The 24,115-nt window shown below is 35.3% G+C and carries 18 protein-coding genes and 2 pseudogenes; 12 read left to right on the top strand and 8 right to left on the bottom strand.

Translation table 11 applies throughout. The features are described 5' to 3' along the window. The first annotated feature begins 64 nt into the window (after positions 1–64). Together adk and hemH are read left to right on the top strand one after the other, a co-directional pair. Positions 65–709 (top strand): adenylate kinase, encoded by a 645-nt coding sequence (adk, locus tag PSA_RS13700; protein ID WP_042148743.1) that lies wholly within the window; start codon positions 65–67, stop codon positions 707–709. Between the two features lie 145 nt (positions 710–854). Next, the gene (gene hemH, locus PSA_RS13695) at positions 855–1,859 is read left to right on the top strand and encodes a ferrochelatase (RefSeq protein ID WP_042148746.1); all 1,005 of its coding nucleotides are present in this window, start codon (positions 855–857) and stop codon (positions 1,857–1,859) included. 59 nt (positions 1,860–1,918) lie between these two features. On the opposite strand, the gene tpx is transcribed toward hemH, so the two are convergent. Then, positions 1,919–2,500, bottom strand: a complete 582-nt coding sequence (gene tpx, locus PSA_RS13690) for a thiol peroxidase (protein ID WP_042148748.1) — start codon at positions 2,498–2,500, stop codon at positions 1,919–1,921. A 238-nt stretch (positions 2,501–2,738) separates the two neighbouring features. On the opposite strand from tpx, the gene PSA_RS13685 reads away from it, so the two are divergent. Next, positions 2,739–3,743 carry a response regulator gene (locus PSA_RS13685; RefSeq protein ID WP_042148751.1) on the top strand — a complete coding sequence of 335 codons (1,005 nt, stop codon included), beginning with the start codon at positions 2,739–2,741 and terminating at the stop codon, positions 3,741–3,743. Between the two features lie 190 nt (positions 3,744–3,933). Next, a complete protein-coding gene (locus PSA_RS13680) occupies positions 3,934–4,914 on the top strand; it encodes a diguanylate cyclase (protein ID WP_042148754.1) in 981 nt (326 codons plus the stop codon). Between the two features lie 42 nt (positions 4,915–4,956). Here PSA_RS13680 and PSA_RS13675 read toward each other — a convergent pair whose 3' ends face one another. The 4 genes from PSA_RS13675 to PSA_RS13660 all read right to left on the bottom strand — a co-directional run bounded on the left by PSA_RS13675 (position 4,957) and on the right by PSA_RS13660 (position 10,690). Then, positions 4,957–6,537 carry a SpoVR family protein gene (locus PSA_RS13675; protein WP_082305731.1) on the bottom strand — a complete coding sequence of 527 codons (1,581 nt, stop codon included), beginning with the start codon at positions 6,535–6,537 and terminating at the stop codon, positions 4,957–4,959. A 121-nt stretch (positions 6,538–6,658) separates the two neighbouring features. Then, positions 6,659–7,933 (bottom strand): YeaH/YhbH family protein, encoded by a 1,275-nt coding sequence (locus PSA_RS13670; protein ID WP_042148759.1) that lies wholly within the window; start codon positions 7,931–7,933, stop codon positions 6,659–6,661. 24 nt (positions 7,934–7,957) lie between these two features. Then, the gene (locus PSA_RS13665; protein ID WP_042148760.1) at positions 7,958–9,880 is read right to left on the bottom strand and encodes a PrkA family serine protein kinase; all 1,923 of its coding nucleotides are present in this window, start codon (positions 9,878–9,880) and stop codon (positions 7,958–7,960) included. A gap of 228 nt (positions 9,881–10,108) precedes the next feature. Beyond that, positions 10,109–10,690, bottom strand: coding sequence for a Fe-Mn family superoxide dismutase (locus PSA_RS13660; protein ID WP_042148763.1), 582 nt, complete (start codon positions 10,688–10,690; stop codon positions 10,109–10,111). 189 nt (positions 10,691–10,879) lie between these two features. Here PSA_RS13660 and PSA_RS13655 point away from each other — a divergent pair, with 189 nt between their 5' ends. The 3 genes from PSA_RS13655 to PSA_RS13645 all read left to right on the top strand — a co-directional run bounded on the left by PSA_RS13655 (position 10,880) and on the right by PSA_RS13645 (position 17,645). After that, positions 10,880–11,224 (top strand): Grx4 family monothiol glutaredoxin, encoded by a 345-nt coding sequence (locus PSA_RS13655; RefSeq protein WP_042148766.1) that lies wholly within the window; start codon positions 10,880–10,882, stop codon positions 11,222–11,224. A 537-nt stretch (positions 11,225–11,761) separates the two neighbouring features. Then, a complete protein-coding gene (gene gltB / locus PSA_RS13650; protein WP_042148767.1) occupies positions 11,762–16,219 on the top strand; it encodes a glutamate synthase large subunit in 4,458 nt (1,485 codons plus the stop codon). 10 nt (positions 16,220–16,229) lie between these two features. Continuing rightward, entirely contained in the window at positions 16,230–17,645 is a 1,416-nt protein-coding gene (locus PSA_RS13645; RefSeq protein ID WP_042148770.1) for an FAD-dependent oxidoreductase, read from the top strand. An 89-nt stretch (positions 17,646–17,734) separates the two neighbouring features. Here the strand turns inward: PSA_RS13645 and PSA_RS13640 are convergent, their stop codons facing one another. Both PSA_RS13640 and nadK read right to left on the bottom strand, forming a co-directional pair. After that, positions 17,735–18,289 (bottom strand): hypothetical protein, encoded by a 555-nt coding sequence (locus PSA_RS13640; protein WP_042148773.1) that lies wholly within the window; start codon positions 18,287–18,289, stop codon positions 17,735–17,737. A gap of 57 nt (positions 18,290–18,346) precedes the next feature. Next, positions 18,347–19,228 carry an NAD(+) kinase gene (gene nadK / locus PSA_RS13635; RefSeq protein ID WP_042148775.1) on the bottom strand — a complete coding sequence of 294 codons (882 nt, stop codon included), beginning with the start codon at positions 19,226–19,228 and terminating at the stop codon, positions 18,347–18,349. Between the two features lie 106 nt (positions 19,229–19,334). Between nadK and PSA_RS13630 the strand changes: the two genes are divergently transcribed. Then, positions 19,335–20,285: an HrcA family transcriptional regulator gene (locus PSA_RS13630; RefSeq protein ID WP_042148779.1), complete on the top strand. Its 951-nt coding sequence runs from the start codon at positions 19,335–19,337 to the stop codon at positions 20,283–20,285. Positions 20,286–20,393: 108 nt separating this feature from the next. Further along, positions 20,394–21,005, top strand: coding sequence for a nucleotide exchange factor GrpE (gene grpE / locus PSA_RS13625; protein WP_042148782.1), 612 nt, complete (start codon positions 20,394–20,396; stop codon positions 21,003–21,005). A gap of 71 nt (positions 21,006–21,076) precedes the next feature. Here grpE and PSA_RS13620 read toward each other — a convergent pair whose 3' ends face one another. After that, positions 21,077–22,273: a multidrug effflux MFS transporter gene (locus PSA_RS13620; protein ID WP_042148784.1), complete on the bottom strand. Its 1,197-nt coding sequence runs from the start codon at positions 22,271–22,273 to the stop codon at positions 21,077–21,079. Between the two features lie 504 nt (positions 22,274–22,777). Here PSA_RS13620 and PSA_RS27230 point away from each other — a divergent pair. The 3 genes and pseudogenes from PSA_RS27230 to PSA_RS13610 all read left to right on the top strand — a co-directional run bounded on the left by PSA_RS27230 (position 22,778) and on the right by PSA_RS13610 (position 24,023). Continuing rightward, a complete protein-coding gene (locus PSA_RS27230; RefSeq protein ID WP_197276825.1) occupies positions 22,778–22,876 on the top strand; it encodes a transposase in 99 nt (32 codons plus the stop codon). A gap of 13 nt (positions 22,877–22,889) precedes the next feature. Then, positions 22,890–23,170, top strand: a pseudogene (gene tnpA / locus PSA_RS27225) (IS200/IS605 family transposase). 55 nt (positions 23,171–23,225) lie between these two features. Next, positions 23,226–24,023, top strand: a pseudogene (locus tag PSA_RS13610) (M48 family metallopeptidase). The last annotated feature ends 92 nt before the right edge of the window (positions 24,024–24,115 follow it).

Here is a 24,115-nt window from a genome sequence, read left to right as displayed (position 1 = left end):
GAGTATACTTTGCGCTTATGGAAGAATTCGCCTCGAACTTTAATTTCAAACAAAGGCAATTAATATGCGCATAATTCTTTTAGGTGCACCAGGTGCAGGTAAAGGTACTCAAGCTCAATTCTTAATGAATAAATATGGTATTCCACAGATCTCTACTGGCGATATGTTACGTGCAGCGATCAAAGAAGGCACTGAAATGGGTCTTGCAGCTAAAAAAGTAATGGATGCTGGCCAACTAGTTTCAGATGAAATCATCATAGGTTTAGTTAAAGAGCGCATTGCAAAGCCTGATTGTGCAAAAGGCTTCTTATTAGATGGTTTCCCTCGTACGATCCCTCAAGCCGATGCAATGAAAGAAAATGGCGTTGACGTTGATAACGTAATCGAGTTTGATGTTGCTGATGAAGTAATTGTTGAACGTATGGGCGGACGCCGTGTACATCCTGCTTCTGGTCGTGTATACCATGTTGTATATAACCCACCTGCAGTTGAAGGTAAAGACAACGAAACTGGTGATGATTTAATTATCCGTGAAGATGATGTTGCTGAAACTGTACGTAAACGTCTTGGCATTTACCATGATCAAACAAAACCATTAGTAGAGTATTATCAAGCAGAAGCTAAATCAGGTAAAACAAAATACAATAAATTTGATGGTACACAAGCAGTTGAAGCTGTTAGTGCACAACTTGCTGAGTTATTAGGTTAATATCTAGTAAGTCATCAACTTTAGATTGATGGGTATCATTGCATAATTGATTAATATCTAATAAATTAAAAACCCGCATATTTGTGGGTTTTTACTTCTCTGTAGCCGTTTAAAATATGGCTATATCCAACTAAAAAGAAATATAATGAAATTATCTTTATCAAAGAATCCTTCTAAATATGGTGTTTTACTGGTAAATCTAGGCACGCCAGATGAACCGACACCAAAAGCTGTTAAAAAATATTTAAAAGCATTTTTATCCGATACACGAGTTGTGGAAATCCCTGCTTTTATTTGGTATTTCATATTAAATGGTGCCGTTTTACCTTTACGCTGTAAAAAGGTGGCAAAAGCATATGCTTCAATATGGACAGAGCAAGGTTCTCCTTTGAGAGTAATAGGTGAGCAGCAAGCTGAATCTTTATCTCATTTATTAAAAGATAAGCATGATGTCGATTTAACGATAGAACTGGCTATGACATATGGCAATCCGTCTATCAGCGCTAAATTAGACTTGATGAAAGCAAAAGGCATAGAGAATATACTTGTATTACCTTTATACCCACAATACTCAGCCACAACTACAGCGGCAGTTTTTGATAAATTAAATCAAAGTTTAGCTAAAGTCAGAAACTTACCCGAAATTCGTTTTGTGAAAGATTATTATCAAAATCCACTTTATATATCAGCTCTTGCGCAATCAATTAAAGATTTTTGGCAGCAAAAAAATAAAGCTGACAAGCTTATTTTTTCATTTCATGGACTACCAAAAGTTAACATTGAAAAGGGCGACCCTTATTTTGAATACTGTGAATATACAGCTAAAGAGACTGCAAAAACTTTAGGGTTAAGTGATAACGAATGGATGATGACTTTTCAGTCTCGTTTTGGCAAGCAAGAATGGCTTCAACCTTATACTGATAAAACGTTAGAACAGCTTCCTAAAGAAGGGGTTAAATCAGTGCAGTTAATCTGTCCTGCATTTTCTGCTGATTGTTTAGAAACCTTAGAAGAAATTTCAATTGAAAATAAAGAAATTTTTATTGAAGCGGGTGGTAGTGGTTTTGATTATATTCCAGCTTTAAATAATAGGGCAGATCACATAAATGTTTTTGAAGATATTGTTGTTAAAAATTTAACCAATTGGTAATCGTTTATAGCTAAAGAAGATATTTGCGAAGTGGTAGTACTTCGCAACAATTTATATATTTATAATTTTTTAACGGCAGCTTGAACTGATATATAGTCAGGTTCTTGAGATAAGCTAGGAACAAGCTGCTTATAAACTATCTTATGTTGTTTATTTAATAAAAATACAGCTCTTGTCAGTAATCCCATATCTTGGATCATCAAACCGTAATTTTTTCCAAAATCATGCCAAACAGAATCTGATAATGTAATCACTTTATCTATATTTTCTGCTGCACAAAAACGTTTTTGAGCAAAAGGTAAATCAGAGCTAATGGTTAACATCACTAAATTAGGGTGTTCAATGGCAAGTTTTTCATTAAAAAATTTTGTTTGTAAACTGCAAACCCCAGTATCTAAGCTTGGTACTACGCTAATTAAGATATTTTTACCTGTAAATTTATCTAATGAAATAGGGCTAAATTTATCATCAACTACTTTGAAGTTAGGCGCTTGTTGTCCCAGAGAAACAGAGTTACCTAATAATACAATTGGTTTATCGCCAGCAGTGACCTTACCTGCATCGAGTGTATTAATGTTTGATGTTGACCAAGTGCAAAAACTGGCAGATAAAAAGGTTAAAAATAGCAAGTTACGTAACATAATATTCCTATGAATTGATATAGAGTGTAGATTTTTGCGTTGATTCTAAATTAATTTTTAAAGTTATAAAATATATTATTATATAGTTACAGAATTGTCATTGGTTAACCTATTAATTTAATAGTTTAATATTAAATCGAATTAACATTTCTGTTATGCTAAGTTTAGAATTATAAAAAATGTAACTTTAGCTGAATTTCTTCTAAAATTACTATTATAAATTAAGAAGAGAATGTGTATGGCCACTCCTATTTTAATATGTGATGATTCAAGATTAGCTCGTCGTCAGTTGGCACGTTCTTTACCTGATGATTGGGATATTCAGATTGAATATGCAGAACATGGGTTACACTGTATAGAACAAATACGTGAAATTAAGCCCGAAATTTTGTTTCTTGACTTAAACATGCCGCAAATGGACGGTTATGAAGTATTACAGACCATTCAAGAACAAGGGTTAGAAGTATTGACCGTTGTTGTATCTGGTGATATTCAACCGACAGCACATGCCCGTGTAATTGAACTGGGGGCCATAGATTTTATAAAAAAACCATGTTCACCTAAAAAACTCGATGAAATAATTGAAAAGCATGGCATTAAAGATAAAGCGATTAGAGAGCGTTTAGCCCATAAGCTTGGGGAGCAAATTGAACCTGAAATCAGAGATATTTATCAGGAGTTAACTAATGTTGCTATGGGGCAAGCTGGTGATTTATTAGCCCGTTTATTAAATGTTTTTGTAAAGCTTCCAATTCCTAATGTTAATGTATTAGAAGTCAGCGAACTGAACATGGCACTGCAATCTATTGATGCGAATGCAAGTACATCAGGTGTTTGCCAAGGCTTTATTGGCGGTGGAGTATCCGGTGAAGCATTAATTTTACTGAATGACTCAAGTTTTAAAGAAATTGCATCTTTGATGAATTATGAAGGTGAAGTGAACGAAAAAGTAGAACTTGAGCTATTAATGGACATTGCAAATATATTAATAGGTTCACTTTTGTCTGGATTATCTAAACAACTAGATATGTCTTTTAGTCAAGGTCACCCAGTTGTAATGGGCCAGCATTGTGATGTTGCCAAGCTAGTACAAACAAATAAATCCAGATGGCAACGTACCTTAGCAATAGAAATTAGTTATGGTATTGAAAATCATGATGTTAATTTTGATTTAATGTTATTGTTTACTGAAGATTCATTAAAAACATTAAAATATAAAGTACAATATCTATTAGATGATTAACTTTAATTTATAGATTTGTAATATGCCAGCTGCTGATTTTGAAATGAATGAAATTCAGCCGATACATGATGGATATGTTTTTACCTTAAACTAGAAGATTTGTAATATGCTTGCTGATGACTTTGGGATTACTATAATTCAGTAGGTACGTGATGGATATGTTTTAACCTTAAACTAGAAGATTTGTAATATGCCAGCTGCTGACTTTGAAATGAATGAAATTCACTGGATGATGGATATGTTTAATACCATAGACGTTGGCTTGGTGGTATTAGATCGTAAATATAATATATGTGTATGGAATGGTTTTATGGAAAACCATTCTGGCTTGTTACCAAGCGCTGTAAAAGATAAAGATGTATTTGATTTGTTTCCCAGTATTGATGAGAAATGGTTCCGCAGTAAATCGGAAGCTGTATTTGTTTTAAAAAATCGCTCTTTTACCATATGGGAACAACAGCCTTATATTTTTAAATTTAAAAACTACCGTCCGATCACAGGTAAAGCTGATGATATGTACCAAAATGCGACTTTTATTCCTTTGACAAATACCTTAGGAGAAGTAGGGCATTTATGTATTATTTTATATGATGTGACTGATGAAGCGGTTAATAAAATAGAATTAGAGCTTGCGAACCAAAAGTTAGCTGAGTTAAGCAGAATAGATAGGCTTACGGGTTTATATAATCGAGGTTTTTGGGAAGAATCTCTTCATAAAGAATTCAAACGAATTAATCGCAATAATAATGAAAGCTGTTTATTAATGTTTGATATTGATCACTTCAAACATGTTAACGATAATTTTGGTCATGCAGGCGGCGATGCTGCAATTCGTCATATTGCAGATGTTTTGAAAAAAACGCTACGTGAATCTGATGTCGCAGGTCGATATGGTGGTGAAGAATTTGCTGTCACTTTAGTTGATACCGATATTGAAGGAGCGATGATTTTTGCTGAGCGCTTAAGAAAGACAATTGAAAGTTCGACAATTATTTATGAAGGATGTGAAATCAAAATAAAGATAAGCTTAGGTATTGCTAAGCTTGAAAGTCACTTTACTAAACATGAAGATTGGATAGTTGCTGCTGATAATGCGCTATATCAATCAAAAGAAAATGGTCGAAATCGAGTAACCGTATATAAAAAACAGACTGATAACAAAGAAACATAATAAAAACCCCAAGTTTAAATTTCAACTTGGGGCTTTTTATTTCTAAATAGCGGTTTTTTCTTCTTCAGGTGTAGGGCACTGAGCAATACTCGTGACAGAGCCTGTGGCTGAAGCTGTTTCAAGTTTAACTTTAAACCCCCACAGTTGATGCAAATGCTTAATAACTTCATCTTTAGAATCCCCTAACGGGATATCATTATGAGGGATATAACGTAATGTTAATGATCGGTCTCCTTTTAGATTAACATCAAAAACTTGAATGTTTGGTTCTAAATTACTCAGATTATATTGTTCTGATAATGCTTGGCGAATATCAAGATAGCCTTGTTGATTATGGATTGCGCTAACATTTAAATGATTTTGTTTTTCATCATCTAAAATTGAAAATAATTTAAAATCTCTTATGAGTTTGGGTGAAAGGTATTGGCTAATAAAACTTTCGTCCTTAAAGTTCTTCATCGCAAAATGAAGCGTCTCTAACCAATCACTCCCTGCAATCTCAGGAAACCACGCTTTATCTTCTTCAGTCGGGTTTTCACATATGCGTCTAATATCAACCATCATATTAAATCCAAGTGCGTAAGGATTGATCCCAGAATAATACTGACTGTTGTAGGGAGGTTGATAAACAACATTTGTATGACTTTGTAAAATCTCTAACATAAATGCATCAGTGACTTTACCTTCATCATACAGATGATTAGTTATAGTGTAATGCCAAAAAGTTGCCCACCCCTCATTCATAACTTGAGTTTGTTTCTGAGGATAAAAATATTGTGATATTTTTCTAACAATTCGAATAATTTCTCTTTGCCAAGGTTGTAATAAAGGCGCATGTTTTTCAATAAAATAAAGAATATTCTCTTGTGGCTCAGAGGGGAAATGCGCAATATCTTGTTTTTCTTCAAGCTGTTGCTGCGGAATTGTTTTCCACAGCTCATTTACTTGAGACTGTAAATAAGTTTCACGTTCTTCTTGTCTTTTCTGTTCTTCAAATAATGAAATTGATTGCGGGCGTTTATAGCGATCAACACCATAATTCATTAAAGCGTGGCAAGAATCAAGTAATGACTCAACTTGAACTAAACCATGCTTTAGCTCACAATCTGCAATATAGTTTTTGGCAAATACTAAGTAATCAATGATAGAACTTGCATCGGTCCAGGTTTTAAATAAATAATTATTTTTAAAAAATGAATTATGACCATAACACGCATGGGCAATGACAAGCGCTTGCATAGGTAACGTATTTTCTTCCATTAAATATGAAATACAAGGCTCAGAATTAATCACTATTTCGTATGCCAAGCCCATTTGGCCACGCTTGTAACTTTGCTCTGTTTGAATAAACTTTTTGCCATAAGACCAGTGGCTATAACCAATGGGCATACCTATGCTTGAATAAGCATCCATCATTTGCTCTGCGGCTATCACTTCAATTTGGTTAGGGTAAGTATCTAGCCTGTAATGCGCAGCTACTCGTGCAATTTCTGTTTGATATTGCTCAAGTAGATCAAAGGTCCAATCAGGACCATCATTTAATACAGCTGATTTATCACAGTGCTTTTGATTTTTCTGTTTTGGCTTTTTAACCGGCTGATCAATGTTTATATCTTGAGTCATATTGATCTCCTTTAAAACAAGCTAGTTAAATTTAATGGATGATTAAATCGAACGTATTCAAATAAAGGTCTTATATTTTTACTTTTTGTTAGCATATAGTCCTCCTTAAACGATTTATAACTTAAGCTTTTTGGCTATTTTTCTTAAATAGCTCTCTAAAAATAGGATAAATATCTTCAACTGAACGTATATGTTGAATTGCAAAATTATCATATGCCTGAGTTATTTTTTCGTATTCTCGCCATAAGCTTTGGTGTGCTCTATTGGTGATCTCTATATAAGAATAATATCTGATTTTTGGTAAAATATTATTTAATAGCAATTCAGTACAGTTAGGTGAGTCATCAGCCCAATTATCGCCATCTGATGCCTGAGCCGCATAAATGTTCCATTGAGTTGGGTCATACCTTTTTTCAACAATTTCATCCATCAATTTTAAAGCACTTGAAACTATGGTTCCGCCTGTTTCTTGGGAATAGAAAAACTCTTGTTCATCTACCTCTTTTGCTTGGGTATGATGGCGAATATAAACAACTTCAATATCTTTATAAGTGCGTGTTAAAAACATATAAAGTAGAATATAAAACCTTTTCGCCATTTCTTTGGTTGCTTGATCCATAGAGCCAGATACATCCATCAAACAAAACATCACAGCTTTACTGGTTGGTTTTGGCCTTTGTTCATAATTTCTGAATCTTAAATCAAATGAATCAATAAAAGGGACTTTAGAAATTTTAGCTTTTAACTCTTCAATTTCTTTAATTAACAGTTTTATTTCAGAGTCATCAGCTGTTTTGCTTTTTTCAAGTTCAATTAAAGCAGCTTTTGCTTCTCTCAATTGTCTTTTTTTAGCGGCAGACATTGCAATTCTGCGCGCTAAAGAACCTTGCAGTGACCTGACAATATCAATATTAGTAGGGACGCCATCAGAACAAAAACCTGCTCTGTGAGTTTCCATCTCCATTAATTTGTCTAATTGTGTCTTTTGTAAATTAGGGAGTTCTAAATCCTCAAATAATAAATCTAAATATTCATCTTTTGAAATTGAAAATACAAACTGATCTTCTCCTTCACCCTTATCACTGGCTTCACCTTCTCCTGCGCCACCACCTTGCCCACCTTGTGGACGTTTTATTTTGTCTCCTTTTGTAAACTGATCATTGCCAGGATGAACTGTATTTCTGGCACCTCCTTTACCTTGATGAAAGGTGGGTTCTCCAATATCTTTACTTGGAATAGAAACACTTTCACCTTGATCTATATCTGTAACACTACGTTTATTAATCGCATCTGATACTGCTTTTTTAATTTGTTGTTTATAGCGGCGAATAAACCTTTGTCTATTCACCGTGCTTTTATTTTTGCCATTTAATCGGCGGTCTATAAAGTGGGCCATATATTTCCCTCTTTTAATCTAATGTTACTGCGATTTACGCACGCGTAAATACCATTCAGATAATAGTCGTACTTGCTTTTTGGTATAGCCTTTCTCAACCATACGATTGACAAAATCTTCATGTTTTTTCTGATCGTCACCTGATGTTTTGGCATTAAATGAAATAACAGGTAATAAATCTTCTGTATTTGAGAACATTTTCTTCTCAATAACGGTTCTCAGTTTCTCGTAACTAGTCCAAGTTGGATTTTTGCCATTATTGTGTGCTTTTGCACGTAGTACAAAGTTAACAATTTCATTTCTAAAATCTTTAGGATTTGAAATACCAGCAGGTTTTTCAATCTTTTCAAGCTCTGCATTTAAAGCCGCTCTATCAAAAAGCTGACCTGTATCAGGATCACGGTATTCTTGATCTTGAATCCAAAAATCGGCATAGGTGACGTAGCGGTCAAAAATATTTTGTCCGTATTCAGAATAAGATTCTAAATAGGCTGTTTGAATCTCTTTACCGATAAACTCAACATACTTTGGAATTAAGAAGCCTTTTAGAAACTCTAGATAATGCTCTTGGATATCCTGTGAAAATTGTTCTCTTTCGATTTGTTGCTCTAGTACATAGAATAAATGCACTGGATTTGCTGCCACTTCTGTATGGTCGAAATTGAAAACGCGAGATAATATTTTAAAAGCAAAACGTGTAGATAAGCCATTCATGCCTTCATCAACACCTGCGTAATCTTTATACTCCTGATAAGACTTAGCTTTTGGATCGGTATCTTTTAGAGTTTCACCATCATAAACGCGCATTTTAGAGTAAATGCTTGAGTTTTCTGGTTCTTTTAACCGAGAAAGGACACTAAATTGCGCTAAAGTTTCTAAAGTGCCAGGTGCACATTGAGAGGTTTTTAATTCACTACTTTCTATCAATTTGTCATATATTCTGACTTCTTCGGTAACACGTAAACAATAAGGTACTTTAACAATATAAACACGATCTAAAAAAGCTTCATTGTTTTTATTATTTCTGAAGGTTTGCCATTCAGATTCATTGGAATGCGCTAAAATAATACCGGTAAATGGCAGAGCAGATAAACCTTCTGTGCCATTATAGTTACCTTCTTGTGTTGCTGTTAATAATGGGTGCAGCACTTTGATAGGTGCTTTAAACATTTCAACAAACTCCATTAAACCTTGGTTTGCCCTACATAAAGCACCTGAATAGGCATAGGCATCTGGATCATTTTGAGCAAAATGCTCTAGTTGTCTAATATCAACTTTACCAACTAAGGCACTTATATCTTGATTGTTCTCATCACCAGGCTCTGTTTTTGCGATTGCAGTTTGATCTAAAATAGAAGGGTAGCGCTTAACTACTTTAAATTGGCTAATATCACCATTATATTCGTGAAGTCGTTTTGCTGCCCATGGTGAGATAATTGTTTTTAAATATCTTTGATTTATGCCGTATTCTTTTTCTAATAACTCACCATCTTCTAGGGCATCAAATAAAGATAAAGGATGATCATTTACAGGTGATCCCTTAATGCAATAAATTGGCATTTTTTGCATTAAAAATTTTAACTTTTCAGCTAATGAAGACTTACCGCCACCAACGGGTCCTAATAAATACAGTACTTGTTTACACTCTTCTAAACCTTGCGCTGCATGCTTTAAGTAAGAGACTATTTGCTCAATAGCATCTTCCATACCATAAAATTCGCTAAAAGCTGGATAACGCGCAACAACACGATTTGAAAAAATCCTACTTAAAGTTGGATCCTGAGATGTATCAACCATTTCAGGGTTGCCTATGGCCATTAATAATCTTTCTGAGGCACTGGCATATGCGGATTTATCATTTCGGCAAATCTCTAAAAACTCAGAGATACTATATTCTTCTTCTTTGGCCGCTTCATATCTGGCCTGGTAGTGATCAAATATTGTCATATGGACCTCCAATCATTATTACAAAAACACTTTTAAAATGAATAGCTCTACTTTAAGCGTAGTCGGTGTTATGAAATAAAGTGAAGATTTTTAAAGAAAAATTTTACTATAGAATTGTAATTATTGATGTTTTTGCAATAAAGGGTGAAACTTCATTAATTGAATGATTTCTTAGCAAGCATAAAAAAAGACACTCAAAGAGTGCCTTTAAATCTATAAAAATTGAAATTAAGCAAAGTTTTTATTTGCGAATTCCCAATTAACTAATGCCCAAAAGCCATTTAAGTAGTTAGGGCGCACATTACGGTAATCGATGTAATAAGCATGTTCCCATAAATCTACAGTAAGGATAGGTGTTACGCCATCTTCAGTTAATGGTGTTGCAGCATTTGAAGTATTTACGATATCAAGAGAACCGTCAGCAAGTTTAACTAACCAAGTCCAGCTTGAACCAAAGTTATTTACAGCTTTATCATTTAATGCAGCTTTGAATTCTTCAAAAGAACCCCATTTAGCATTAATTGCATCAGCGATTGCACCAGTTGGTGCGCCACCTGCATTTGGAGCAAGTGAGTTCCAGTAGAAGGTATGGTTCCAGATTTGTGCTGCGTTGTTAAATACGCCGCCTTCTGAAGAACACACGATTTCTTCTAATGATTTATTAGCGAAATCTGTACCTTCGATTAATCCGTTAAGCTTAACAACATAAGTATTATGGTGTTTTCCGTGATGGAATTCTAAAGTTTCTTGTGAAATATGCGGTGCAAGTGCATCGATTGCATATGGTAGTGACGGTAGTTCAAATGCCATTTTATTCTCCATGGTATTTTGTTAAGTACAATTGCTTTGTGTTACAATACCTGAGTATTTTACTCAAGTTTTAATAAACAGCAATGTTAATATACTCATGATTAAGTTACTTTTTTATTAATAGTGCAAATAAAGTACTATTTTAAATACATTTTATTGTAGTCAATTTTAAGCGTTTTGAGGTTGTAGATGGAAACCATAGATAAAATTAAACAACAGATTTCTGAAAATCCAATTATTCTTTACATGAAAGGCTCACCAAAATTACCAAACTGTGGCTTTTCATCTCAAGCATCACAAGCTTTAATGTCTTGTGGCGCACAGTTTGCTTATGTTGATATCTTGCTAAATCCTGATATTCGTGCTGAATTACCAGCATATGCAGATTGGCCTACATTCCCGCAGTTATGGGTTGATGGTGAATTAGTTGGTGGGTGTGACATTATAATTGAAATGTTCCAAAAAGGTGAATTACAGCCTTTAATTACAGAAACTGCTGCGAAATATAAAACAGAAGATGATTCTGCAGAATAATTAACTTTATTCATATGGAAAAGCGAGCTTGGCTCGCTTTTTTTATGCCTCTATTTTATTTCTTCAAACTCCACACAAAAACTAGCACCTATAAAGCAATCTTTAATCAATCTCATTCCAATTATGCGTTTTAGTATTAATGATTATTCTGTGCATTTCAAAATGATTTTAATGTTGTTTATAGCTTAAATAATCCCATTAGGGTAATTGGTATTACCATGCATAACTATTCATAATCTACCCAACTTACGTTTACGTAAACGTATATTGCAAATTAATCTCATTTGCAAAAGTAACAATATGACACCAGTGTCATAAAAATTATGGTGGTATTTTCACTGTATTTAATGAGTTTGTTAAATTTATTGTTCGATTGGCCGTTGTGAAAAATATTCATGGTCATGAATATATATGCACAAAATGTTTGACTATGTATGATTTTATGGTTAATTTTACTGTCTGCTAGAGTTCCTTTTATTTAAAAGTGAGCACGTCGCATTTTCAAACTCTAGTAATAGCAAGGGGAGGGGGACATACATGTTATATGACTCAAGATACGAAAAAGATAACTGTGGATTTGGATTAATTGCTCATATAGATGGGCAACCAAGTCATAAATTAGTACGTACAGCCATCACTGGTTTAGATAGAATGCAACATCGTGGCGGTATTGCCGCAGATGGTAAAACGGGCGATGGTTGTGGTTTATTATTACAAAAACCTGATAGTTTTTTTCGTGCAATCGCACAAGAAAATGATTGGCATTTAGGTAAAAATTACGCTATAGGCATGGTTTTTTTAAATCTTGATTCAGAAATTGCAACTCGCACTCGCGCTATTATTGATGAAGAACTAGAAAAAGAAACTTTATCAATTGTTGGTTGGCGAGAAGTTCCCACAGATACTGCGAGTTTAGGCCCTATAGCAATAGAGCAATTACCTAGATTTGAGCAAGTATTTATTTGTGCCCCTGAAGGTTGGCGTCCAAAAGATTTAGAGCGCCGCTTATATATCGCGCGTAGAAGAATAGAAAAACGAATAGATTTTGATAAAGATTTTTATTTTGCGAGTTTATCTGGTTTAGTAACTATCTATAAAGGCTTAGTTATGCCAGCTGACTTACCAAATTTTTATTTGGATTTAGCTGATATGAGAATGCAATCTGCGATTTGTGTTTTCCACCAAAGGTTTTCAACCAATACTCAACCGCGTTGGCCGTTGGCGCAACCTTTCAGATATTTAGCACATAACGGTGAAATTAATACCATTGAAGGAAACCGTCAGTGGGCAAGAGCAAGAGAATATAAATTTTCATCTCCTTTATTGCCAGATTTAAATTCAGCAGCGCCTTTTGTTAATGAATCAGGCTCCGACTCTTCATCACTAGATAATATGTTAGAAGTATTTTTAGCTGGTGGCATGGATATTTTCCGTGCTATGCGCATGTTAGTACCACCTGCATGGCAAAAAAACCGTGCTATGGATGATGATCTACGTGCATTCTATGACTTTAACTCTATGCATATGGAACCTTGGGATGGTCCTGCGGGTATTGTGATGTCAGATGGCCGTTTTGCAGCGTGTAACTTAGATAGAAACGGTCTTCGTCCAGCAAGATATGTTATTACGCAAGATGGTTTTATGACATTAGCCTCAGAAGTTGGTATTTGGGATTATTCTCCTGATGAAGTTGTTGAAAAGGGCAGAGTAGGACCTGGTGAATTACTGGTTATTGATACTTTACATGGTAAAGTTTGGCAATCAGATGAAATTGATCAAGATCTTAAATCTCGTCATCCATATAAAGACTGGTTAGAAAAAAATGTAAAACGTTTAGTGCCATTTGAGAAAATGGATAATGCACTTGATAGCGCGCGCAAATGGGATGATGAACAATTACATCTATATCAAAAAATGTTTGGTTACTCTAATGAAGAATTAGATCAAGCTTTACGTATTATGGGTGAAAACGGACAAGAAGCGACTGGCTCTATGGGTGACGATACGCCATTTGCTGTGCTCTCAAGCAAAGATCGTTCTTTATTTGATTACTTCCGTCAAAAATTTGCACAGGTAACTAATCCACCGATTGATCCTTTACGTGAAAACCATGTTATGTCTCTTGCGACTTGCATAGGTCGTGAACAAAATGTATTTAATGAAACAACTGGCCATGCCCAGCGATTACAGTTTGATAGCCCTGTATTGATGTGTTCTGACATTGAGCAATTAGTAACTGAAGATCAGGCGCATTATTCAAATGCAACGATTAATCTTAATTACTTGCCAAGTGAAGGTTTAAAATCTGCGGTAAAGCGTATTTGTGATGAAGCTCAGCAATTGGCAAAAGATGGTACAGTTTTAATTATCTTATCTGATAGGAATATTACCAAAGAGACTTTGCCTATTCCTGCAGCTATGGCTGTTGGCGCCGTGCAAAGACGATTAGTAGATAATAGTTTACGTTGTGATACTAATATTGTTATTGAAACGGGTTCATGTCGTGACCCACATCAGTTTGCTGTTTTATTAGGGTTTGGTGCAACAGCCATTTATCCATACTTAGCTTTTGCATCTCTTGCAAAAATGGTGCGTGATAATATTATTAATAAAGATGATGCTCAAGTATTTGTATCTTATAGAAATGCAATAAATAAAGGGCTCTATAAAATAATGTCAAAAATGGGTATTAGTACCATTGCAAGTTATCGCTGCTCTATGTTATTTGAAACAGTCGGTCTAGCAGATGAAATTGTTGATTTATGTTTTAAAGGCGTAAGCAACCGTATTCAAGGCGCTGATTTTAGTGATTTTCAACAAGATTTAACTAATTTATCTCGTAAGGCATGGATCAAACGTAAACCTTTAGATCATGGTGGCTTGTTAAAATATGTTCATGATGGTGAATATCATGCGTATAACCCTGATGTTGTTGGTACATTACAAACTGCAGTGAGATCAGGTGATTATGCTGATTATTTAAAATATGCGGACTTAGTTAATAACCGTCCAGCAACAACTTTTAGAGATTTATTAACACTTAATACATCTGAACACAGTATTGCTATTGATGAGGTTGAACCTGCAACCGAATTATATAAACGCTTTGATTCTGCTGCGATGAGCATAGGTGCATTATCTCCTGAAGCGCATGAGGCACTTGCTATTGCAATGAATACCTTAGGTGGTCGTTCAAATTCAGGTGAAGGCGGTGAAGATATTAAGCGCTATGGTACGGTAAAAAATTCTCGTATCAAACAAGTTGCATCAGGGCGTTTTGGTGTAACAGCACACTATTTACGTAATGCCGATATTATACAAATAAAAGTTGCACAAGGTGCAAAACCAGGAGAAGGCGGGCAATTACCTGGTGATAAAGTAACGCCTTATATCGCAAAATTAAGGTTTTCTGTGCCGGGAGTGACATTAATTTCACCTCCACCGCATCACGATATATATTCAATTGAAGATTTAGCGCAACTTATTTTTGATTTAAAACAAGTTAATCCACAAGCTTTGATTTCGGTTAAATTAGTATCTGAGCCAGGTGTCGGCACAATCGCAACAGGTGTTGCAAAAGCTTACGCCGATTTGATCACAATTTCTGGTTATGACGGTGGTACAGGGGCAAGTCCGTTAACCTCGGTTAAATATGCAGGTAGCCCTTGGGAGCTTGGCCTTGCTGAAACACAGCAAGCGTTAGTTGAAAATGGTTTAAGACATAAAATACGTTTACAAACTGATGGTGGTTTAAAAACTGGTTTAGATATTATTAAAGCGGCTATCTTAGGTGCTGAAAGCTTTGGTTTTGGTACTGGTCCTATGGTCGCTCTTGGTTGTAAATTCTTAAGAATTTGTCATCTAAATAACTGTGCAACCGGTGTTGCCACACAAGATGAAAAGTTACGCCAAGATCATTATCACGGTTTACCTGAAATGGCGATGAACTACTTTAAATTTATCGCACAAGAAGCCCGTGAAATCATGGCAAGTTTAGGTATAACACGTTTAGTTAATTTAATTGGTAGAACGGATTTACTTGAAGTATTAGAAGGTAAAACATCTAAACAAAGTAAAGTTGATTTGTCAGGTTTACTTGCTAAGCCAAATAATAAATCTGGTGAAACTTTATATAACTCGGCTGAAAATATCTCTCATTATAGTGGCCAGTTAAATGAAACATTATTAGCACAAGCCACTGATGCAATTGATAATAAGTCTGGCTTAAAGCTCAGATCTGCTATTTGTAATACTGATCGATCAGTTGGCGCTATGTTATCTGGTTATATTGCTGAAAAACACGGTAATCAAGGTCTGGCATCAGCACCAATACATATTGAATTGACCGGTACTGCAGGGCAATCGTTTGGTGTATGGAATACTGGCGGTTTAGATATGACCTTGGTAGGTGATGCCAACGATTATGTAGGAAAAGGTATGACTGGCGGTAAATTAGTTGTACGGCCTCCTGTTGGTTCAGCATTTAATTCACACGAAGCAACTATTCTTGGTAATACCTGCTTATATGGTGCAACTGGCGGTAAATTATTAGCGGCAGGCCGTGCAGGAGAGCGTTTTGGCGTACGTAATTCAGGTGTTATTGCTGTAGTTGAAGGTTTAGGTGATAACGGTTGTGAATATATGACTGGCGGAATTGTGTGTGTACTCGGTGTGACAGGCATTAACTTTGGTGCCGGTATGACGGGTGGTTTTGCATACGTGTTAGATGAAGCAAAAGATTTTGAAAAACGCATGAACTCTGAACTCGTAGAGATAGTTGAGATGGAAACCCTAACGATCCATCATGAACATTTACGTGGTCTGATTGCTGAGCATTTAGATGAAACAGGTTCATGTAGAGCAGAAATGATTTTAGAAGATTTTGAGAATTACGTATCAAAATTCCGTTTAATTAAACCTAAATCTAGTGATATAAGTAGCTTATTAGGTCATCGTGCAAGAAGTAGTGCCGAATTAAGAGTTCAGGCGCAATAGGAGAATTTTGATGCCAAATAATGTTTACCAATTTATAGATGTGCAAAGAGTTGATCCGCGTAAAAAGCCAATATCAACACGTAAAAAGAAATTTGTAGAAATTTATGAACCATTTTCGAAAAAACAAGTGGATTCACAAGCCGATCGTTGTTTAGATTGCGGAAATCCTTACTGCGAATGGAAATGTCCGGTTCATAACTATATTCCACAATGGTTAAAACTTATTAAAAGTGGTCGTGTTTTAGAGGCTGCTGATTTATCTCACCGTACTAATAGTCTGCCTGAAGTATGTGGTCGCGTATGTCCACAAGACAGACTATGTGAAGGTTCATGTACTATAGATGAAGATTTTGGTGCCGTCACCATAGGTAATATCGAAAAATATATTACTGATACGGCACTGGAAATGGGTTGGAAGCCTGATATGTCACATGTAGTCTTTTGTGATAAAAAAGTCGCTGTTATTGGCGCTGGTCCTGCAGGTTTAGCATGTGCGGATATTTTAATTCGCAATGGTGTAAAACCTGTTGTTTATGATCGCCACCCTGAAATTGGTGGGTTATTAACGTTCGGTATTCCATCATTTAAGCTTGAAAAAAGTGTGATGCAAAAGCGTCGAGAAATATTTGAAGAAATGGGTGTTGAGTTTCGTTTAGACGTAGAAATTGGCCAAGACATTAGCATGAGTCAATTAGAACAAGATTATGATGCTGTTTTCTTAGGTGTTGGTACCTATAAAAATATGCGTGCGGGTCTAGAAAATGAGGATGCCCCAGGCGTATATGATGCCTTGCCATTTTTAATCTCAAATACTAATCGTGTAATGGGATACGAAAAAACAGCCGACGAATATGTCGATATGGCGGGTAAAAAGGTCGTTGTTTTAGGTGGTGGTGATACCGCGATGGATTGTGTTAGAACATCGATTCGTCAAGAGGCAACTGAAGTGATTTGTGCTTATCGTCGTGATCAGGAGAATATGCCAGGTTCCAAGCGTGAAGTAAAAAATGCTCAAGAAGAAGGTGTAAACTTTATGTTTAATCTTCAACCTTTAGGGATTGAACTCAACGCTGAAGGAAAAGTATCTGGCATTAAAATGGTTAAAACACAACTTGGTGAACCCGATGAAAAAGATCGCCGTCGTGCTGAAGTAGTACCAGGTTCTGAACACACACTTGAAGCTGATGCTGTGATCATGGCCTTTGGTTTTCAACCACATGCAATGCCTTGGCTAGAACCATTAGGCGTAGAATTAGATCAATGGGGCAGAATAAAAGCACCAGAAGATGCTGTATTCACGCATCAAACTACCAACCCTAAAATCTTTGCTGGTGGTGATGCTGTTCGTGGTTCTGACTTAGTAGTAACAGCGATATTTGAAGGTCGAAATGCAGCTGAAGGTATCATGGACTACTTAGAAGTCTAAAATCTAATAAAGTTGTTATCCAATAAAAAAGGTTTGATAAATATATCAAACCTTTTTTGTTTTCTTACTTTAGAACTATAAGCAAAAATTTATTCTTTATCTGCTGTTTCTGCTGTTTCTGCTGTTTCTGCTGTTTCTGCTAGTTGTTCATCATCTTCAGTTGTTTCTTCAAATGATAAATCAGGAGTTTGCAGCGAAACAATTAAAGCCGGCAAAATTTGAGCATAAAAAGTCTTATTATAATCTCTTGCGCTTCTTGGTAGTTCATTGATAAAAGTCAGAATGTTATTAGCAATTATCTCCTTATTGCCAGTTATATTTGTTTTTGCAAGTTCAGTGTTTAAGCTAGACGTTAGATTCTCTAAAGTGGCTTCTAATATAGTTAAATTGTCTTCATTATGCGCTTGTACAACAAAAAAGTTAGTCGCTACAGCGTTTAAGTTTTGGCTATGTTTAGGTCTTAAAATTTTAGCTTCAACATATTGTGCAATTTGTTCTTTAAAATGGGCATTAGCTTGATTTTGTCTGTCAGTAAAAACTTGTTTTTTTAATTGTTCAGCTTTCTTTTTAGAGCTTTCAATTGATAGAAAAACACCAAGCAGTACGATAAGTAAAACAATGGTGAAAAAGACGATATAAGTCATAAAAATTCCGAATAAAAGTAATAAGAGGGAAATATCCTTCCCTATAAATTAAATACGTTAGTATAAAGGGTTACCCCAATTTAGTTTTTTTCTTAGTACATTATAATAAGAGTAATCTTTTGGGTGTACTAATCTCAGTGGAGAGTCTCCTTTTTTGATGACAATCTCATCACCTGGCATAACAGCAAGTACGATATGACTGTCACAACTGACTTGTAAATTATCATCATTGTTTAAACTTAATTTTAAACGTATTTCACTTTGTGCATCTACTACCAAAGGCCTGCTTGATAGTGTATGTGGGAACATGGGCACTAAAGCCATCGCATTTATGTCAGGCGTTAAAATTGGGCCTCCTCCAGAAAGAGAATAGGCTGTAGAGCCTGTAGGAGTCGATATAATTAGGCCATCAGAGCGTTGTGAAAATACAAAGTCGTTATTAATAAAGGCTTCAAACTCTATCATATGTGCAACTTTATCAGCATGTAACACGGCTTCATTCACTGCTGAATTTGAGCTTTTTAATTTTTCATGTCGGTAAACTTCGACTTCTAATAAAAAACGATTTTCTTCACGATATTCGCCGCTGATAACTTGCTCTAATGCACCTTGAAAAGATTCGGGGTTTAAGTCGGTTAAAAATCCTAAGTTACCTCTATTTACACCAATCACGGCAATATCAAAGCGAGAAAGTACTCTTGCTGCACCCAGCATATTACCATCACCACCCACGACTATCGCCAGATCACATAATTTACCAATCTCTACAACATCAACCAATTTTTTATCTTCGATTGGCATTTGTTGACCTGCTCTTTTTTCTATCAGTACTTCACAGCCTAAGGCTAAAAGGAAAGAATGTAGGCTTTGTAAAGTAGAATTAGCGCCATCATGGTTAGGTTTACCAATTAAGCCTATTTTTTTAAATTTTTGTTTCATAATTCATCTACAAATTATTGGGTATATAACTGAGTTTTAAGTATATAGAAACGTTAAGTTAAAAACACCTCTTGAAATCAAATGTTCTTGCCCCATATCTTTGAGTATGAAGTTAAGCGCCCGCGATCAACAAATATTTACAGCAATAATGAGTCTTTACTGTGATGGTGAAGGAACAGCGATTGCCTCATCAAGAATAGTCAAGCAAAAAGGCATGTCAATGTGTTCTGCTACAGTCAGAAACGCTATGGTGCGCTTGGAGAAGCTTGGTTATATTTATTCACCTCATACCTCAGCTGGTCGTATACCAACTAAAAAAGGGTATCAATATTGGTTTGATGAATTTTTTTCGTTATCTGAAATTGCGACTTTTTGGCAGCCAAATCAAGAAACTTTAATCGAGTTTTCTCATTTGATCAGCCAAAAATATCAAGTGTGTGTTTTTGCAGGTTTACCGCAAAAAATTTCACAAACAGTATTTCGTGTTGAAGTATTAGACTTTGATAAAACCCACTGGCTGATTTTATTAATAGATAGACAAGGTCAAAGCCAAAATATAAAAATAACAAAACCACTTGAAGCCAATGAAGAGATTAGAATTCAATTTAATTCATGGTTAAACATGGTATTTGGGCAACAAACACTCGCCGAAGGATTAAAAAGAATGCAAGCAATGGCAAATACAGCGCCTATGTTTTGTCATGGTTCTTTGGCTCAGTGGACCCGTGCATTAGCCGAGAAATTAGCGGATGAAGATTGCATTGTTGTAGGGGATAGTTATTTATTCAATCATATAAAGCAATCTGAGCAGCCTTTAATTGGCTCTCCATTATTAAATTATGTCGAAGATAAATTAGCGTTAAAACAAGGTATATCAATTATTTGTGGGGATGACTTGCCTTATTCGGGTTTTGATGGGTTATTTTTAATCAGTATTCCCTATTTTTCACAGCAATATTATCAAAGTCGCTTTACAATTATGTGTGAAAGCTCTGCTGAAATTGAAGCAATTATAAATGAATTTGCCATATTTGATGAGATAGCTGTTAACGCTTAAAATAATTTTTAAATTATACTTGAAACTATATTTTCAATCCCCATCTTAGTATTATAAATTTTGCCAAATGCAAATTATGCACAATAGAATTACAATCGGAGAACATTAATGTCTGAGCAGTCAAACCAGACTTCACCTGAAGTAGAAAACACTGAAGAAGTAGTATTAGAACAAGTTGAAACTACTGAGCAAGAAGCTTCTTTAGAGCAAAGCCCTGAAGCAGAGATTGCAGCTTTATATGCTGAGTTAGAAGAAGCAAAACAAACGATTGCTAATCAAACTGAAACTATCGCTAATCAAAAAGATAGCGTAATACGTGCAGCTGCAGATGTTGATAATGCACGTCGCCGTGCAGCATTAGATATTGAAAAAGCACATAAATTTGCACTTGAAAAATTCGTAAATGAGTTATTGCCAGTAGTTGATAACTTAGACCGCGCGATTGAATTTTCAGATAAAGAAAACGAAGCATTAAAGCCATTAATCGAAGGCATTGATATGACTTCTAAAAGTTTTGTTGATGCAGTTAAAAAGTTTGGTGTTGAAGTAGTAGACCCACAAGGTGAAACATTTAACCCTGAATTCCATCAAGCAATGTCAATGCAACCAAGTGCTGATGTCGCACCAAATACAGTTATTGCAGTAATGCAAAAAGGCTATACTTTAAGTGGTCGTTTATTACGTCCAGCTATGGTTATGGTTTCTAAAGCAGCTGAATAATATTTTAGCTGTTTAAAAACTAAAAAAGGGTTTAACTTTATAAGGTTAAACTCTTTTTTATGCTTAGCTATTTATTCTTTTGATAAATCGCGCTGCTCATTGAGCCTTATTTTAAGTTGGCATAATACAATTAATATTACAGCTGTTAACATTAAAGTTGTGAAGGGCAAAGTGTTTTTAACCCAAAATAGCGCAAGTAAAGGTCCTGCTAAGGCACCAATGCCAAATCGCAATGTGCCAATCACGGCCGTTGCTGTGCCTGATTTCTCTTCGAACCTTAATAATACTAGTGCATCTGAATTACTTGCCATAATGCCTAAGCTCATCATTAATGGTGCAAGTGCTGTAATAGTATAATAAAGGCCAGAATCTAAAATACTGGTTGTAAATAATAGGCTTGCTGATATCACAGCTAATAATAATCCTGCATGTAACATTTTACGAGAACCTACTTTGGGCACTAGCCGAGTATTTAAGAAGTTACCGAGCATAAGTGCAAGAACATTAAAGGCAAATAAAAAACCGAAGCGACTTTCTGATACTTGAAAATAATCTAAATATATAAACGGTGCTGACGTTAAAAAACAAAAGAAAGCAAATGAAGCCAATACTGAAGTGGTAATATCTAAACGCGCTTTTTTATTTTTAAATACAGCTGAGTAGCTATCAAGGAAAAGACGAATACCTTTTTTATCGGATTTAAAAATCGGAATTTCAATAAAAAATTTTGTGGCTAGTAATAAGATTATTAGGCTATAAAGTGCTAAAACAATAAAGATACTCGACCAATGCCAGTAACCTATTAAAATACTGCCTATTGTGGGTGCTATTAATGGGGCAATCATCATGATCATTGAGACATAAGACATGCCTTTAGCGGTATCTTTTTGATATATGTAGCGAATAACGCCAGGTACAACAACAGTTGCCGCAGCGCCGGTAAATGCCTGTATAGCTCTAAAAATAAAAAACACTTCTATTTGTCGCGTTAAGGCTAATACCAAAGAGCTAATGCAAAATCCGCTTAATCCAATCACAGCAAGTTTTCGCCTACCAAATTGATCGGCTAGTGGGCCAAAAAATAACATACCTAAGGCATAACCGGCTAAATAAACACTTAACGACATTTGAATATTACTGATAGGTGTATTTAAATCTTGGCTCATGATCAGCATTGCAGGTAAATACATATCAATCGCCAATGGCGTGATTGCAACTATGCTTGCGAATAAAGGCAGTAATATTCGCTTATTAAAAACATCATTCATTTGAGCTTCTTACTGAGGGAGAAAGTTGAGATTGCGTATCATACGCTTCGAATTTTAAAGATAGTAGATAAAATTGGTTTTTAATTGTATTTATACCCAAGCTACTTCAAAATGCGAGCTTCAGTTGGAATTAAAAACGATTTAGACAAGGCATTGATTGTAGTGAATGGTCGTTCCCTTATCAAAAATTAATAACGCTGCATAAATCGATTTTAAACCAACCTTTTAGGCCTTTCACAGGAACCTAACTCTCTACGTTCCAACTTTTTTAAAGAGACTAACCATTTCTGAATCGTGGGCAGTTTGGGTATATTTGTGATTTTTCAATACAATATATACCGAATCTTCAAATTGATTTAAAATAGTTGCAGACTTGGTTTAACAGAGCGTAGCGAAAATCTCGGGGGCTTGCCCCTGTGCTGGATAGTGTAGACTGAGCTTGCCTCAGTCTTTAGTATCCACTACATGGAAATTTAAAGAAATTCTCATCATGTTTTCAGATTAATGTATCACTTTGTGTGGATACCTAATTATCGACGTAAAGTTTTTTCTGAGCCTTACCGTGAAGCGATGAAAATTATCATTAAAAAAAATTGGCTATGACTACGATATAGATATGGTCGAATTGGAAATACCTGAAGACCATATTCATATGGTGGTAAGAAGTGAGCCAAAGTTGTCACCAAGTCAGATCATGCAGGAGATAAAAAGTATTTCAGCCAGAGAGTTTTTCAAATTATACCCAGATATCAAAAACGTTATTTCTGGGGAGGTAAACTTTGGACTCAGAGTTATTTCGTTGAAACAATTGGAAATGCAACGGAAGATATAATTCGAAAATATGTGCAAACCAATTGGTTGAATTGGATAAAAAAGAAGCTCCCGGAAATCGGTTAGGACTCTTTTAAACTCGGTCGCTTGCGGCCGATTCTTTTATAGATGGAATTATTTGATGAAAAAAACAGTTATTGTGCTGGTGACATTAGCAGCGCTAGCAGGATGTAAAACATCGCCGACTGGCAGAACACAAATTGCTTTATATTCAGATAGCGAAATGAATACTATGGGTGTGCAAAGCTTTAAACAGTTGAAAGAGTAAAAGCCTATTAATTCAGATAAAAAAGTAAACCGTTATGTGCAGTGTGTTGCTGATAATGTCATTTCTGTATTACCAAAAAAATATGCAGCTCAACAGTGGGAAGTCGTTGTATTTGAAGATGACTCAGCAAATGCATTTGCACTACCTGGTGGTAAAATAGGTGTTCATACAGGGTTATTGAAAATAGCGACAAACCAAGATCAGTTAGCAACTGTATTAGGCCATGAAGTAGGGCATGTGATTGCTGAGCATTCAAATGAGCGTGCATCACAAGGTAACTTACTACAATACGGAATGCAGGCAACAAACGCTGTTTTACAAACTCAAAATGTAAAATATCAAGCTCAAATCATGTCAGCTTTAGGTGTAGGTGCACAATATGGCGTTGTTTTACCATTTAGCAGAACACATGAAACTGAAGCTGATAATGTAGGTTTAGATTTGATGGCAAAAGCGGGATTTAATCCAAAAGAATCTGTAACGCTATGGCAAAATATGGCAAAGGCAGGAAGTGGTGCAACACCAGAGTTTTTATCTACTCACCCGGCACCAACAAGTCGTATCAGTGAATTGAGATCAAAAATGCCAGATGCAATCAAATACAAAAATGCTGCATCACAATCAGGTTTAAAACCAGGTTGCAAAATATAAATTTTTTTATTGAATAATGTATGAAGGCGTATCAGATATACGCCTTTTTTTATTTAAAATATATAATTAAGAGAAAAAATAAACACATCAGT

This window comes from Pseudoalteromonas sp. '520P1 No. 423' (genome assembly GCF_001269985.1).
Lineage (GTDB): Bacteria > Pseudomonadota > Gammaproteobacteria > Enterobacterales > Alteromonadaceae > Pseudoalteromonas.
The sequence above is the reverse complement of the archived record's forward strand: the minus strand, read 5'-3'. Positions and strand labels throughout refer to the sequence as shown.